This window comes from Burkholderia sp. 3C (genome assembly GCF_054589155.1).
In genome coordinates, this window is sequence record NZ_BAAILN010000091.1 from 62,858 (window position 1) to 78,308 (window position 15,451).

13 protein-coding genes and 1 riboswitch are annotated in these 15,451 nt (G+C 67.6%); of the genes, 3 read left to right on the plus strand and 10 right to left on the minus strand.

Going from position 1 to position 15,451, the window contains the following annotated elements:
* Together ACYP33_RS16050 and ACYP33_RS16055 are read right to left on the minus strand one after the other, a co-directional pair.
* Positions 1 to 284, minus strand: a 284-nt coding sequence (locus ACYP33_RS16050) for an aldehyde dehydrogenase family protein (protein ID WP_459622791.1), incomplete at its 3' end; no start/stop codon positions are given.
* 73 nt (positions 285 to 357) lie between these two features.
* Positions 358 to 1,665 carry an MFS transporter gene (locus tag ACYP33_RS16055; RefSeq protein ID WP_414451626.1) on the minus strand — a complete coding sequence of 436 codons (1,308 nt, stop codon included), beginning with the start codon at positions 1,663 to 1,665 and terminating at the stop codon, positions 358 to 360.
* A 123-nt stretch (positions 1,666 to 1,788) separates the two neighbouring features.
* On the opposite strand from ACYP33_RS16055, the gene ACYP33_RS16060 reads away from it, so the two are divergent.
* Together ACYP33_RS16060 and ACYP33_RS16065 are read left to right on the plus strand one after the other, a co-directional pair.
* On the plus strand, positions 1,789 to 2,739 hold the full coding sequence (locus tag ACYP33_RS16060) for a LysR family transcriptional regulator (RefSeq protein WP_459622792.1): 951 nt from the start codon (positions 1,789 to 1,791) through the stop codon (positions 2,737 to 2,739).
* Positions 2,740 to 2,836: 97 nt separating this feature from the next.
* Positions 2,837 to 3,409, plus strand: coding sequence for a TetR/AcrR family transcriptional regulator (locus tag ACYP33_RS16065; protein WP_459622793.1), 573 nt, complete (start codon positions 2,837 to 2,839; stop codon positions 3,407 to 3,409).
* 48 nt (positions 3,410 to 3,457) lie between these two features.
* On the opposite strand, the gene ACYP33_RS16070 is transcribed toward ACYP33_RS16065, so the two are convergent.
* The 3 genes from ACYP33_RS16070 to ACYP33_RS16080 are packed head-to-tail and all read right to left on the minus strand — an operon-like array spanning position 3,458 to position 9,423.
* A complete protein-coding gene (locus ACYP33_RS16070; RefSeq protein ID WP_459622817.1) occupies positions 3,458 to 5,002 on the minus strand; it encodes an efflux transporter outer membrane subunit in 1,545 nt (514 codons plus the stop codon).
* A complete protein-coding gene (locus tag ACYP33_RS16075) occupies positions 5,002 to 8,169 on the minus strand; it encodes an efflux RND transporter permease subunit (RefSeq protein ID WP_414451623.1) in 3,168 nt (1,055 codons plus the stop codon). The genes ACYP33_RS16070 and ACYP33_RS16075 overlap by 1 nt, the downstream gene beginning before the upstream one ends.
* 12 nt (positions 8,170 to 8,181) lie before the next feature.
* A complete protein-coding gene (locus tag ACYP33_RS16080) occupies positions 8,182 to 9,423 on the minus strand; it encodes an efflux RND transporter periplasmic adaptor subunit (protein WP_459622794.1) in 1,242 nt (413 codons plus the stop codon).
* A 425-nt stretch (positions 9,424 to 9,848) separates the two neighbouring features.
* On the opposite strand from ACYP33_RS16080, the gene ACYP33_RS16085 reads away from it, so the two are divergent.
* Positions 9,849 to 11,135, plus strand: coding sequence for an MFS transporter (locus ACYP33_RS16085; RefSeq protein ID WP_414451622.1), 1,287 nt, complete (start codon positions 9,849 to 9,851; stop codon positions 11,133 to 11,135).
* 57 nt (positions 11,136 to 11,192) lie between these two features.
* Here ACYP33_RS16085 and ACYP33_RS16090 read toward each other — a convergent pair whose 3' ends face one another.
* The 5 genes from ACYP33_RS16090 to ACYP33_RS16110 all read right to left on the minus strand — a co-directional run bounded on the left by ACYP33_RS16090 (position 11,193) and on the right by ACYP33_RS16110 (position 15,295).
* Positions 11,193 to 11,963: an SDR family oxidoreductase gene (locus tag ACYP33_RS16090; RefSeq protein ID WP_459622795.1), complete on the minus strand. Its 771-nt coding sequence runs from the start codon at positions 11,961 to 11,963 to the stop codon at positions 11,193 to 11,195.
* Between the two features lie 233 nt (positions 11,964 to 12,196).
* Entirely contained in the window at positions 12,197 to 12,838 is a 642-nt protein-coding gene (locus tag ACYP33_RS16095) for a glutathione S-transferase family protein (protein WP_459622796.1), read from the minus strand.
* 56 nt (positions 12,839 to 12,894) lie between these two features.
* Positions 12,895 to 13,815, minus strand: a complete 921-nt coding sequence (locus ACYP33_RS16100) for a helix-turn-helix transcriptional regulator (RefSeq protein ID WP_459622797.1) — start codon at positions 13,813 to 13,815, stop codon at positions 12,895 to 12,897.
* Entirely contained in the window at positions 13,812 to 14,036 is a 225-nt protein-coding gene (locus ACYP33_RS16105; protein ID WP_459622798.1) for a hypothetical protein, read from the minus strand. Before ACYP33_RS16105 ends, ACYP33_RS16100 begins: the two co-directional genes overlap by 4 nt.
* 53 nt (positions 14,037 to 14,089) lie before the next feature.
* The gene (locus ACYP33_RS16110) at positions 14,090 to 15,295 is read right to left on the minus strand and encodes a D-amino acid dehydrogenase (RefSeq protein WP_414451617.1); all 1,206 of its coding nucleotides are present in this window, start codon (positions 15,293 to 15,295) and stop codon (positions 14,090 to 14,092) included.
* A 61-nt stretch (positions 15,296 to 15,356) separates the two neighbouring features.
* Positions 15,357 to 15,448, minus strand: a riboswitch (glycine riboswitch).
* Positions 15,449 to 15,451: the final 3 nt, after the last annotated feature.

Here is a 15,451-nt window from a genome sequence, read left to right on the forward strand (position 1 = left end):
GCGATGCGCGACATGTGCTCGCGCACCAGCGCCTGGAAGCGCAGCATCACGCGCAGCCGCGTGCCGAGCGGCGTGTGCTTCCAGGTGGCGAACGCGGCGTGTGCGGCCTCGATGGCCGCGTCGATCTCGCCGGCCGTGGCGAACGGCACGCGCGCCAGCACCTGCTGGGTGGCCGGGTTGACGATGTCGCGCCACTCGGTGCTGGTCGATTCGACGAATTCGCCGTTGATCAACAGCGGCACGTTCGGCACGCCTGCTACGTTATCCTGAATGACTGCATTCATGTTCGACTCTCTGCGGTTGCCGATGCGAGCGCCTCGACGGGTCGGGCACTGCGCACCGGGTAAATGGATGGGGTTATTCCTTGCCGTCGCGCAGGCATAGCGCGCAGGCAATCGCGATCGCGCCGAGCACGACCATGTAGGCCACCACGTAGCGCGGGTTGCCGCCGCCCGCGGCGAGCAGCGCGGTGGCGATCATCGGCGCGATGCCGCCGCCCAGCACGCCGGCCGCCTGCACCGACACCGAAATGCCGCTGTAGCGCACCTGCGCCGGGAACTGCGCGGCGAAGAACTGCGATTCGGGCGCGTAGAGGATCGGGAACACCACGCCCACGCCGAGCACCATCGCCCACCACACGGCCAGGGCGTGGCGCGTTTCGAGCATCAGGAAGAACGGCGCGGCGAACAGGCACATCACCACCAGCCCGATCACGAACAGGCGCTTCTGCCCGATCACGTCGCTCAGGTAACCCGACAGCGGCATCGTGACGATCGACAACGCCGCACCGGCCGTGATCGCGTGGAGGATCTGCGCTTTCGGAATCGACAATTGATTGGCCGCGTACGACAGCGCGAACGCCACCACCAGATAGAACCAGGTGTTCTCGGCGGTGCGCGCGCCGATGATGGCGAGCAGCGCACGCGGGTGACGCACGATCACCTCGGCCACCGGCGATTTCACGCGCGCGCCTTCCTGCTTGAGCTTTTCGAAATCGGGCGACTCGGGCACGCGGGTGCGGATATACCAGCCCACGATCAGCAGCACCACGCTGGCCAGGAACGGCACGCGCCAGCCCCACGACAGCAGCGCCGGCTCGGGCAGCGCCGCGACGATCGCCATCGCGCTCGACGAGAGAATCAGCCCGAAGCCCACGCCTGTTTGCGGCAGGCTGCCGAACAGCCCCTTCTTGCCCGGCGGCGCATGTTCGACCGCCATCAGCGCCGCGCCGCCCCACTCGCCGCCCACCGCCATGCCCTGAATGAAGCGCATCGCCACCAGCAGCCCGGCGGCCCAGTAACCGATGCTTTGAAACGACGGGATCAGGCCGATCGCGATGCTCGGAATGCCCATCATCAGCAGCGTGGCCATCAGCATCGACTTGCGGCCGATCTTGTCGCCGAAGTGGCCGAACACGATGCCGCCCATCGGCCGGCCGATGAAGCCCACGCCATAGGTGGCGAATGCGGCCAGCGTGCCGAGCACCGGGTCGAGCGTGGGGAAGAAAACCTTGTTGAAGACGAGCGCAGCGGCGGTGCCATAGAGAAAGAAGTCGTACCACTCGATGGTGGTGCCCGCCATGCTGGCCCAGCCAGCCACGACGTAATCCTTCGCGGACCGACGCGTGGCCGGTGGCGCCGCGGCGGCGGTCGAATGCAGTTCCATGTTGTCTCCGGTGTTCTTGTCCAATGAGGGGAATCCCTATTGCGCGTCGCACTTTGCGGCGACGTCCCGGCGAGTATAGTTCTTTGATTTTCCACACGAAATACCGCTAATAACCCATCCGTTATGCAAAAATCCACAAGCGAAATGCGTCGGATCAACTGGGACGATCTGCGTTATTTCCTGGCCGTCGCGCGGCTGCAAACGGCCAGCGCGGCGGCGCGCCGGCTCGGCGTCGACCACACCACGGTGGCGCGGCGCGTGCGCGAGCTGGAGGCCTCGCTGGAAGCGGTGCTGTTCGAGAAATCGCGGGCGGGGGGCTTCGTGCTGACCTCGGAAGGCCAGCGGCTGCTGACCTATGCCGACGAGATCGAAAGCGCCGTGCAGTTGGCGGGGGAACAGTTCAAGGGCGGGGCGAACCTGCTGTCGGGGCACGTGCGGATCGGCTCGACCGAGGGCTTCGGCTCGTTCTTTCTCGCGCCGCAACTGGCGCATTTCGCGCGGGCGCACCCGGAGATCTCGATCGACCTGCTGCCGGTGCCGCACTTCGTCAGCCTGTCGAAGCGCGAGGCCGACCTGGCGATCGTGCTGGAGCGCCCCGAGCGCGGCCAGTACGTGCACACCAAGCTGTGCGATTACCGGTTGCAGTTGTACGGCACGCAGGCCTATTTGCAGCGTCACCCGGTGTCGCCCCGGCTGGCCGACCTGCGCGAGCACGCGTTCCTGAACTACGTGACCGACCTGGTGTTCAGCCCCGAGCTGCTGTATCTGGAGCGCACGGTGCCGGGCGCGGGCGCCAACCTGTCGACCACCAGCATCGTCGCGCAATACCACGCCGCGCTGCAGGGCACCGCGCTGGCGATCCTGCCCTGCTTCATGGCCGAACCCGATCCGCGCCTGATTCCGGTATTCCCGGGCGAGGTCTCGATCACGCGGCACTTCTGGCTATGCTGTCGCGAGGACATTCGCAATCTGCGGCGGATCTCGGCGCTGTGGGATTTCCTGCGCGATTCGGCCGTACTCAATCGCACGTTCCTGCTCGGCCAGACGCCGGAAATGCAATTCGCGACGCTGTGAGCGGGAGACATGCGGGCCATGTCGACGCGCTCACGCTTGCCACGCGTCATCAGATGTTGTATGTAATCCAAACGATCCAGACAGCAGCATCGCGCTCATGAGAAAGTCCAGACAGGAAACCGCCGAAACCCGCCAGCGCATCGTCGAGGCCGCCTCGCGCAAGTTCCGCGAGAACGGCATCGAGAGCACCGCACTCAGCGACGTGATGGCCGAGGCCGGCCTCACGCATGGCGGCTTCTACAAGCACTTCGCCTCGAAAGACCAGATGGTGGTGGAATCGCTCAAGCTCGCCGCGCAGAACGCGCGCGAGCACATGGCCGTCACGCTCGACAGCACGCCGGGCAAGCGCGGCCTCGACGCCACCATCGACCGTTACCTGTCGGCAATGCACCTGGGCGGCGGCTGCAGCGAGTGCGCGCTGGTCTCGCTGGCAAGCGAACTGGTGCGCGCCAGCGACGACGTGCGCAACGCCGCCGCCGACAGCACGATCGCGCTGATCGACCTGTTCGCGAGCCACCTGACCGACCTGACGCCGGCCGCGGCGCGCAAGAAGGCCACGGTGATCGTCTCGACGATGATCGGTGCGCTGACGGTCGCGCGCCTCGTCAACGACGAGGCGCTCGCGGCCTCGGTGCTGCGCGAAGCGCGCAAGGCGCTTCAGCAGCCCTGAGGCAATCGGCCGGCCGGTTTCGGCCGGCCTGGGCCGGGTCTCAGTCCATCAACCGGCGGCCGACGCCGCCGGCTTCGGCAAGCCGCCTGATGACGACGCCGGCACGGCCGCGTCCGCCGTCTGCCCGGTCGCCCATCCCCCGCCCAAGGCCCGGAACACCGACACGGCCGCCCGCGCCGAATCGGCGCGCGTCGCATCGAGATCGTCGCGCGCACTCAGCAGTTGCCGGTCGGCGTCGAGCACGTCGGTCAGCGTGATCGCGCCGGCCTTGTACGCCTTCTCCGACAGATCGCGCGCGCGCGTGAGCGACACCACCTCGGCATCGAGCTCGCCCTGCCGCAGTTGCGTCTGCGTCAGCGTCACGAACGCGTTCTCGACGTCCTCGGCCGCCTTCAGCACGGTCTGCCGATAAACAGCGAGCGCCTCGGCGTTCGCGCCGCGCGCCGACGCGACCTCGGCGTCCACCTTGCCGAAATCGAACAGCCGCCAGCGCAGCCCGGCCGTCACGGCCGGCTGGAACGCGCGCGCCGTGAACAACTGCCCGGCGTTGATGCTGTCGAAGCCGAGCAGGCCCGAGATCGACAGCTTCGGGTAGTAGTCCGACAGCGCCGCGCCGATCCGCTCGTTCGAGGCGGCCAGCCGGCGCTCGGCCGCGATCACGTCGGGCCGGCGGCGCAGCACGTCGGTGGGCGTCGCGCTCGCGTCGACCGACGGAATCCCCGGGATCTCGCCCGCCACCGCGAGCTGGCTCGCGTAGGTGCCGGGCTGCGCGCCCATCAGGATGTCGAGCCGGTTCAGTTGCGCGACGAGATTGGTCTGCAGCGTCGGGATCAGCGCGCGCGCCTGCCGCAGCAACGCGTCGGCCTGCGCGATCTCGCGCTCGTCGGCCGCGCCCGCACGGCGGCGCGCCTTCACGAGGTCGAGCAGATGCGTGTCGGTCTGCACCTGATCGTTGGCCACCGCGAGCCGCGCCTGGTAGCCGCGCACCTGGAGGTACGCGTCGGCCGCATCGGCGGCCACCGTGACGCGCGTGCCGAGCCGGTCCGCCTCGGCCGCCTGCGCCTCGTTGGCCGCTGCCGACGCGTTGCGGCGCAGGCCGCCCGCCAGATCGATTTCCCAACTCGCCGCCGCGCCGAGCGTGTATTCACGCTGGCTGCGGCTGTAGCCCGGGAACGCCTTCGCGAGCGAGCCGGTGGGGCTCAGTTCGCTCTGGTGCTGGTCGCTCGCCGAGCCGTCGAGATCGACGGTCGGCAGCAGCGCGGCGCCGGCCGCGGAGGCCGCGGCGCGTGCCTGCCGCACCCGCGCGAACGCGGCGGCCAGGTCCAGGTTCTGCGCCAGCGCGCGATCGACGATCGACACCAGCACCGGATCGTGGAAGCCGGTCCACCAGCTATCGAGCGCGGCGCTCGATGCCGGCGATGGGCCGGACTCCGGTTGCTTGGGCGCATGCTCGAACGGCACCAGCGTATCGACCGGCGCGTGATAATCGGGGCCGACCGCGCAGCCGGCCAGTGCGAACAGCAACGCCCCGGCGGCGGCGATCGCCGGCACGCGCGACGGGCGCGCCGCGCGCCAGGGTTGGGACGGCGACATCATGCTTCCTCCTTGCGACCGAACCAGGCTTCTTTCTTCTTCTGGCCGAAGCGGCGAATGAATACGTAGAACGCCGGCGTGAACAGCAGGCCGAAGCCCGTCACGCCGAGCATCCCGAACAGCACCGCGGTGCCGAGCGATTGCCGCATCTCCGCGCCCGCGCCGGTGGCCACGGCCAGCGGCGCGACGCCGAGAATGAACGCGAACGAGGTCATCAGGATCGGACGCAGGCGGGTACGCGCCGCATGCACGGCCGCCTCCGCCGCGTCGACTCCTTCGTCCTCCTTCTGTCTGGCGAACTCGACGATCAGGATCGCGTTCTTGGCCGCCAGCCCCACCAGCACCACGAAGCCGATCTGCGCCAGGATGTCGATCGGCATGCCGCGAATCGACAGCCCCGTGACCGACGCCAGAATGCACATCGGCACGATCAGCACGATCGCCAGCGGCAGCTTCCAGCTTTCGTACTGCGCCACCAGCACCAGGAACACGAACAGCGCGGCCGCGCCGAACACCACCAGCGTCGGCGTGCCCTTTTGCTGCTGCTGATAGGCCAGATCGGTCCATTCGAACGAGATGCCTTGCGGCAGCACGTCGTGCGCCAGTTCCTCCATGCGATGCAGCGCCGTGCCGGTGGCCACGCCCGGTGCGGCCGCGCCCTGCACTTCGGCGGCCGGATACAGGTTGAAGCGCGGCACGCGATACGGCACGGTGCGATCCTCGAACGTCGCGACCGAGCCGATCGGCACCATCTCGCCGGCCTGGTTGCGGGTCTTGAGCCGCCCGATGTCCTCGCCGCTGTGGCGGAAGCTGCCGTCGGCCTGCACGATCACTTCGTAGGTTCGCCCGAGGTAGTTGAAGTCGTTCACGTACTGCGAGCCCAGATAGACCTGCAGCGTCGAGAACACGTCGGTGGGCGTGATGCCGAGCTTCTGCGCCTTGACCCGATCGATATCCGCGAACACCGACGGCGAACCCGCGTTGTACAGCGTGAACACACCGGCGAAATGCGGATCCTTGTTGGCCGCCGCCACCAGCGATTTGGCCGCCTTCACGAGCGCGTCCGGCCCGAGGCCCGCGCGATCCTCCAGCATCATCTTGAAGCCGCCCGCGCTGCCGAGGCCCTGCACCGGCGGCGGCGGGATCGTCAATACGTAGGCATCCTTGATGACCGACAGGCGCTTACGCAGGTCGGCCAGCACGGTGCCGGCGGTGACGCCCGGCAGCGAGTGGTTGTAGAGCGACGGCAGGCCTGTAAACACCGTGCCCGAGTTCGAGGCGACCGTCAGCGTGGTCGCGTCCAGCCCGACGAACGGCGCCGCGTGTTCGATGCCCTTGGTGGACAGCGCGATGTCCGTCACCTGCCGCACCACCTTCTCGGTGCGTTCGAGCGAGGCGCCCGGCGGCAACTGGACGATCGTGATCAGGTAGCCCTGGTCCTGCTCGGGAATGAAGCCGGTGGGCGTGCGCGAGAACTCGACGCCGGCCACCGCGATCAGCGCGACATAGATCGCCAGCATCACCGTCAGGCCGCGCACCAGCCGCCGCGTGAGGTTGCCGTAGCCGAACGAAATCCGGTCGAAGCCACGGTTGAAGCTCGCGAAACCCGACTCCAGCATCCGCGAGACACGGCCCTTCGGCGCTGCTTCATGGCCGGCCTGATGCGACTTGAACAGCACCGCGCACAGCGCCGGGCTCAACGTCAGCGACACGAAGCACGAGATCACCGTGGACGCCGCGATGGTCACCGCGAACTGCCGGAAGAACAGCCCCGAGATGCCCGAGATGAACGCCGACGGCACGAACACCGCGCACAGCGTGAGCGCGATCGACAGCAGCGCGCCGCCGACCTCGTCCATGGTGCGGTGCGCGGCCTCCACGGCCGACATGCCGGCGCGCATGTTGCGCTCGACGTTCTCCACCACCACGATCGCATCGTCCACCACGATCCCCACCGCCAGCACCAGCCCGAACAGCGAGAGATTGTTCAGCGAGATGCCGAAGGTCGCGAGCACGATGAACGAGCCGAGCAGCGACACCGGAATCGCCACCACCGGGATGATGGTCGCGCGCCAGTTCTGCAGGAACACGAACACCACACCCACCACCAGCAGGATCGCGACGAAAATCGTCGTGATCACCTCGTCGACCGACTTGCCGATGAAGATCGTCGGGTCGTAGATGATCTGGTAATCGACGCCGGCCGGGAATTCCTTCTTGAGACCTTCCATCGCGCCGAGCACCTCGTGCTCGACGGCCAGCGAGTTCGCGCCCGGCTCGGCGTAGATCAGCATCGCGGTAGCGTCGTCGCGATCCTTGAACGAAGTCGCGCCGTAATCGGCCGCGCCTACCTCGACGCGCCCGACGTCGCGCAGGTGCGTGACGCGCCCCTGCGGATCGGACTTCAGCACGATGTCGCCGAACTGCTCCGGCGTGGACAGCCGACCCAGCGCCTCGACGTTGATCTGATAGGCCGAGCCGGTCGCCACCGGCGGCTGGTTCAGGATACCGGCCGACACCTGCACGTTTTGCGCGCGCAGCGCGGCCAGCACCTCGCTCGCGGTCAGGTCGTGCGCGGCCGCGCGATCGGGATCGATCCAGATCCGCATCGCGTATTCGCGCGCGCCCTGGATCTGCACGTCGCCCACGCCCTGCAGCCGCGCGAGCGTGTCCTTCACGTGCAGCGTCGCGTAGTTCGACAGATAGAGCGTGTCGTGCGAGTGGTTCGGCGAGTACAGGTGCACCGCCAGCAGGATGCTCGGCGTCGACTTGCGCACCTGCACGCCGAGCCGCTGCACGTCCTCCGGCAGGCGCGGCAGCGCGTCCTGCACGCGGTTCTGCGTCAGCATCTGCGCGACGTTCAGGTCGGTGCCGATGCGGAACGTGACCGTCACCGTGAGCTGGCCGTTGCCGGTGGACTGGCTGCTCATGTAGAGCATGTTCTCGACGCCGTTGATCTGCTGCTCGAGCGGCGTCGCCACGGTGCGCGCGATCGTGTCGGCCGAGGCGCCGGGGTACGAGGTCGTGACCTGCACAGTGGGCGGCACGATCTCCGGATACTGCGCGACCGGCAGCACGAACATCGCGCCGAGCCCGATCAGCGTCAGGAACGCGCTGACCACCGTCGCGAAGCGCGGGCGGTCGATGAAGAAATGGGCGATTCTCATGACGTCGCCCCCTTATTGCGGCTGGGCCGCGTAGCTGATCGTGCCGTCGTGCGGCTTCACCTTCGAGCCGGGCGCCGCGAACGGCAGGCCGTCGATGATCACGCGATCGCTGTCGGTCAGGCCCGAGCGAATCACGCGCAGGCCGCCGCGCACCTCGCCCGTCTCGACCTGCTTGGGCACCACCGTGCCGTCGGCCGCCACCGTCAGCACGATGTGCTCGGACTGGTTCGGCAGCACCGACGCGTCCGGCACCAGCAGCGTGGGCGCCGGGTGCGTGACGGCCACCCGCACGCGCGAGAACTCGCCGGGCGTGAAACGGCCGTCGGCGTTCGGCACCGTGGCGCGTGCGTGGAGCGTGCCGCTGGAGCGGTCGAGCACGTTGTCGACGAAATCGAGCGTGCCCTGGCGGTCGTAGTTCGTCGAGCCGCCCGAGGCCAGCTCCACGCGGTCGGCCGGCAGGCCGGCGACGTTGCCGCGATAGCGCTGGAACGCTTCGTAGTCCGATTCGCTCATGTCGAAATCGAGGTAGATCGGATCGAGCGAGACGATCGTGGTGAGCAGCGTGGTCGGGCTGGCCGCATAGCGGCTGCCGGCGATCAGGTTGCCGACCGACACCTGATGCCGGCCGATGCGGCCGGTAAACGGCGCGACGATGCGGCAATGATCGAGGTCGAAGCGCGCGTCGCGCACCTGCGCATCGGCGTCGTCGAGCGTGGCCTGCGCGGCGTGCAGCTCGGAGGTGCGCTGCTCGGTGTTCTGCTGGGTGCCGGCTTCGGCGCTCTGCAGTTGCTGCGCGCGCGCCAGTTCCTGCTTGGCCAGCACCAGCCGCGCGGCGGCCGTCTGCTGCTGCGCCTTGGCCTGCGTGTAGCGGATTTCGTAGGGAACCGAATCGATCGTAAACAGCAGGTCGCCCTTGTGGACCACCGCGCCGTCGCGGAAGTGGATGCCCGTCAGCGTGCCGCCCACCTGCGCGCGCAGCTCCACCTGATCGACCGCCGAGAATTGGCCGAGGAAACCGAGCCGCGTATCGAGATCGCGCACCAGCGGCCGGCTGACCGTCACGTCGTGCGGCCCCATCGGCGCGGCGGCGGCCGTACCCGCGCCGCCCTGCTGCGCATGATGGAACCACCACCCGCCGCCGATCACCACGATCGCGACCGCGATCGCCACGGCCCGCGCGCGCCGCTTCGGCCCGCCATTGCGGCCGCCGTCCACGTGCGCGCCGTCTTCGTCCAGTCTTGTCTTCGTATCCACTGCTTCACCCTGGAAAGCGTTGCGCCCGGCATCGTGCGCATGCGAACGAACCGGGCGATGTCGGCGCCGCGTAACCCCACCCGGCGGCCGGCCTCATTTTGGATGTCTATCGACATCCAAGTTGCGTTAGATTACCCATAACATCCAAATGATCAAGCGCGACGAAATGACGAAGCACGGCGCTGCCTCGCGCGAATGGGCGCAAACGCATGCTGGATGGGGATCTGCGGGATTGTTCTAGGCTGTCGGCTACTGAATTCAGGCGCGACGCACAGCGGGTTTCACGAGAAAAGGCAGGAATACGAAAGGAAAATGGAAGCTTTGCCAGGTAAAGACGGACGAAACATCTTAGGAATTTAATTTTCGTCGCGTACAGTGATGACCCGGCTTACCCGTGCCGCCGCTCCACTCCACGCCGATCACCGATGTCCCGTCTTCCGCCTCATATCGCTTCGCTTCGACTCGTCATCATCTGCGGAATCCTGACGATCTTCCCCGCTCTGTCGATCGACCTCGGCCTGCCCGGCTTCGCCAGCATCGCGACCATGTTCTCGATGCCGATCGAGCGCGTGTCGCAAACCCTGAGCTTCTTCTTTTTCAGCTTCTCGGTGTCGCCGCTGATCTACGGGCCGCTGTCCGACCGGATGGGGCGCCGCCCGGTGCTGCTGTTCGCCTGCGTGGTGTACACGTTCGCGAGCGTGCTGGCCACGCTGTCGACCTCGTTCGACATGCTGCTGGTGTGCCGGCTGTTGCAGGGCACCGGCGCCGGCGCGGCCTCGGTGCTGGCGATCACGGTGATCCGCGATCAGCGCAGCGGCGACGAAGCGCGCCAGTTGCTGTCCTACGCCGCCGTGGTGCGGATCATCGGGCCGACCACCGCGCCCACGCTCGGCAACCTGCTGCTGATGTTCGGCAACTGGCGGTGGATCTACGGCTTCATGGCGCTCGGCGGCTTCCTGATGCTGCTGATCGTGGCGCGCGAGTTGCCGGAATCGTCGCATGCGAAGCTCGCGCGCGCCGACGGCCACGGCGCGAAGCTCGGCGGCATGAGCGGCCTCACGCCGTCCGACGCCGCGCCCGCGCGCCGCTCGGTGCTGGCCGACTACCGGCAGTTCCTGACCGACAAGACCAGCCTGTCGTACGCGCTGATCATCGCGCTGACGTTCTCCAGCCACTTCTCGTACATCACCGGCTCGCTGTACGTGTTCATCGACGTGCTGCATGTCTCGACCACGCTGTATGGCCTGCTGTTCGCCGTGATGGCGCTGTGCCTGATGCTCGGTTCGTTCATCAGCGCGCGGCTCGGCAAGCACGGCGTGCCCGGCGAGTGGGTGCTGGCCGCCACGCTGGCGGTGTCGGTGGCGTCGCCGCTGACGATGCTGTCGCTGTCCGCCGGCCACCGGCTCGACGTGACCGTGCTGACGCTGCTGCTGTCGCTGAACACCACCTGCCTCGGCATCCTCACGCCGATCGCGCAACAAGGCGCGATGGAGCGCGCCGCGCAGTTCGCCGGCACGGCTTCCGCGCTGATGAACGCCTTGATGACGGGGATGGGTGCCTGCGCCAGCTATATCGAGGGCGTGCTGCTGACGCGCTTTCCGGAATCGCCCGCGCTTGTCATGAGCACGCAGATGGCGCTGTGCTGCATCGGCGGCGCGGCGATTTTCCTGGTGGGCATCCTGCCGGCGGCGCAGCGGCGGCGCACCGCCTGAGCGCGCCCGGCGCGGGCCACGCGCTCAGGCCGGCCCGCGCGCGGGGCCGGCGGTACGTCAGCGGTACTTCGCGCCGCCGTCGGCGTCGATCACCACGCCGCTCAGGTAGGACGCACGATCCGATGCGAGGAAGCTGACCAGATCGGCCATCTCCTCGGGCTCCGACGGCCGGCCGAACGGCAGCCCGTCGAGCAGCTCGCGCCAGCGCGAGGCGTCGCCGAGCTGCGTTTCGGCCCGGCTGCGATAGAGCTTTTCGAGCCGCTGCGTCGCGCACGGCCCCGGGTTGATGCCGACCATGCGCACGCCGCGTCGCGTCGCATGCGCGCCCACCGCTTGGGTGAACGCCACCAACGCGGCGTTCGCCGTCGAGCCGAGAATGTAGTCGTAGCGCGGCGTCACGCCGGCCGCGCCGATCACGTTGACGATCACGCCGCTGCCACGCTCCATCATCGCCGGCAGCACCAGCCGCGCGAAATCCATATAGCCGAACAGCTTCAGTTCCCAACTGGCCCGCCACGCGGCCTCGTCAATCGCCTCCAGGCCGCCGCCCGGAATCGCGCCGGCGTTGTTGACCAGGATGTCGATCGTGCCCGCTTCCGCCAGCAGCTCGCGACGCGCAACCGGGTCGGACAGATCGACCGCGCTCGCGCGCACCGTCACCTCGCCGGCCGCCTCGACTTCGCGCCGGGCCTGTTCGAGCAGGTCGGGGTTCGACGACACCAGATGCACCGCACACCCTTCCCTGGCGAGCGCGATCGCGCTGGCCAGGCCGATGCCTTTCGATGCGCCGGTGATCAGCGCGGTGCGTCCTTTGATACCGAGATCCATGGGGATGTCTCCAATGCGTGCCGTCGGGATGGGGGAGAAGCGAGGGCTGACCGGGGCGCCGGGCGCCTCGTGTGCCGTCTCGACGGGGATCGTAGCAGGGGGCCGGGAAGTCGGTCGGCGGCGCAACAATGGCCGCGATTCGAGCAGGGGTATCGGGTGGGCGAGGCGCGCGATGCGCTGCTGCGGTGGCCCTGCTCGATGCGATATCGGATGCGCCGCTACGTTGCGCGCGCTCAGGTCAGCAACGGCGTCAGGTCCGGATCGCCCTTCTCCATCGCCCGACGATACGCGGGCCGCGCGCCGATACGCTGGAGGTAAGCCCGTATCCCGGGATACGGCGCGAGATCGACCGGACGAAACAGGCGCATCGTCGTCAGCGAAAACACGTTCATGATGTCCGCCGCCGTAAACGTGTCGCCGGCGAGATAGGCGCTGTGCGCCAGCCGGTCGTCGATCAGGCGCAGCACCTTGTCGAGCCGCCCCCGGGTCGACGTCAGCACCGGATGATCGGCCGGCAATCCGCAGCGCTCCACGGTCATCGATCGAAGCATGACCGGCTGCAGGTTGCCGTTGGCAAAATGAAACCAGTAGAGATAGGACGCGAACGCCGGATGCGACGAATCGATTTGCAGCCGCCCGTGCCCGTATCGCGCGAGGATGAATTCGACGATCGCGGCCGATTCGGCCAGCCACGCGCCGTCGACCTCGACCAGCGGCGCGGCGCCGAGAGGATGCAGCGCTTTCAATTCAGGCGGCGACAGGCGTGTGACGGCGTCCCGTTGATACTTCTCCAGTTCGAAGGGAAGGTCCAGCTCTTCGCAGAGCCAGATGATCCGTTCGGATTGCGAATGACCCAGATGATGAATTTTCAGCATGACGTGTGTTCCTCGGTATGAAATGTAGCGAGCGAGACGGCGACGAGCTGCGGTGGCTAAACGCTGTCCGGCGTGCCGAGATGGCTGGCGGACAACGCCGAGCGCCCGCGGCGTTGTCCGCGAACGTCGGTGGGCAGATAGCCGAACCGCTCACGGAAGCGGGCGGAGAAGCGCGATGCGGAGGCATAACCGGTGGCCAGGGCGATCTCGAGTACAGGCACATCGGTGTTCTGAAGCAACGCCAGCGCATGCGACATGCGGACATCCTGCTGAAGCTGGCGAAACGATGTGTCTTCCGCCGCCAGCTTTCTGCGCAGTGTCGGCACGCTGGTTGCGATTTCGTCGGCGACGCGTTCCATCGACCACGCCATCGACAGATCCGCGGCAAGCAGCGTGCGAACCTGCTCGCCGAACGACGCCGGCGCCGACGCCAGGGACGAAAAATGAAAACCGCGTTCGGCAAGCCACAGCAGCACTTCCCGCAAACGGCTCGCCGCGATCGCCGGCGGCAGGCCTTCGGCCGGTTGCAAGCCATTGAAGGCGCGATAGAACGATGCGCGAAACGCGTCGCCCAAGCCGGCATGCACGGCCACGCGCGGGCTCGGCCGGCGCCTGACCGGCCCGGGCATCGCGAGCAGCGCCGCACTCCAACTGATCCAGAGCGCACGGTAGAGGCCGCTTCGGCCGGGCGTGTTGGAGATGTCGACGCGTTCACCGGCCTGCAGCGTGAACGCCGCCCCGGGGTTCGCGACGCCCTCGCCGCCACGCCAGCGAATCCGCTTGGTGCCCTCCTCGACGAGAATGAGCGTTGCCTGACCGACCACGATCCGACGCGAGGTCAGATCGGAGCGTTGCACGATATGCCCCGCCGCGCCCACCTCGGGCCTGGACAGTACGCTGCGTGAACCCGCTCCGAACCGGATTGCCTCGGCGAGGCGGTCGGCGGCCTCGCTCTCTGCCGACAGGTAGGCATTCACAGGACATCCGACAGCGAGCGCGTCGGCCACGGCACGGGCGATTCGAGCGTGGCAACGATCGGCTGCGGGCAGCGTGATGCGCGAGCGCAACGCGGCGCGGTGTCGAACGGTGAAGCGATCATGGCGGGTATCGTTGATGTCCAGGGAACGTGAGCCATTCTGTCATCAAATATCGGCACGATCGCGACGGTTTCGCTCAATCTCTGTGCGAATTCGCTCATCTCGTCGCAGCGAGGTTCGGACCGCATCCGGGCAGTCGGTCAATGCCGCGAATTCAACCCTCGCCGATCACCGACGTCACGGCCTCCGCCGTTGCCGCCGACAAGGTCCAGCCGAGATGCCCATGCCCGGTGTTGTAGAAGACGCCCGGGCGCTTGCCACGCCCCACTCGCGGCAGCATGCTCGGCAACATCGGCCGCAAGCCCGCCCACGGCACCACGCGAGACGTCGAGACGGCGGGAAAGTAGCGGCGCACCCAATCGACCAAAGGCTCGATCCGATCCGCGCGAATGTCCCGGTTCGCGCCATTGAATTCCGCCGTGCCGGCAACCCGGAAACGATCCGCGCCCAGACGGCTGGTCACGATCTTCGCGCGATCGTCGAGCAGGCTGACCCAGGGCGCGCCGTCGCGGCTCGGTGCATCGTCCAGTTGCACGGTGATCGAATACCCTTTGACCGGATAGACGTTCACGTGGTCGCCCACCATCGCGGCGAACTGCTTACTGCCGACCCCGGCGCAGATCACGACACGATCGAAAACCTCCTGTTGCCGCCCGGAGGCGATCGAGATCCGGCCGCCCTCGATCGACTCGATGCCGCCGACCGCCGTGTCGTAATGAAATTGCACGCCGCGACGCTCGCAGGCCGACGACAGCCCCCGGGTAAATTTGTGAATGTCGCCGGTTGAATCGGACTCCGTAAAGAATCCGCCGTGGAAACTGCCCTGAAGCGCCGGCTCGATCGCGCGCATCTCCTCCGGCGTCACCGCTCGACGGTCCAGCCCGCCTGCACGCAGCAAGGTGTTCACGCGCGTGGCCGCGTCGTGCTCCTTGCGCGTTGCATAGAAGTGCAAAATACCGCGCCGCTCGTGATCGAACTCGATGCCCTCGCGCTCCGCAATCTCGAACAGATGGGCACGGGCGGCGATCGCCAGCCGCACGGTCTCGATCGTGTTCGCTTCGTAGCGCGGGATCTTCCCGAGGAATTCGGCGATCCAGCCGTACTTGTGCGCACTCGGGCGCGGGTTCAGGAGCAGCGGCGCGTCGCGCGTGAACATCCAGCGCAACCCCTTCAATACCGTGGCGCGGCTGTTCCAGACTTCCGCATTGCTGGCCGAGAGCTGGCCGCCGTTGGCGAAGGAGGTTTCCATTGCGGCATAGCGGTGCCGTTCGAAGACGGTGACGCTGTGGCCGCGTTGCGAAAGCGCATAGGCGGTCGTGACGCCGGTAATGCCGGCGCCAATGATGGCGATTCGTGACATGTGATGGTCCAGACAGTGTTGAGCATTGCCGGCGATCCGTGCCGCCGGCGCATTTGCCCCATCTGTCCGTTTACCTGAGAGTTTCGCCACATCCCGCATGACATCGCGGTTGCGGCTCCCCTTCGGTGGGCGCGCAAGGCGCCGCTCTCCAGAGTG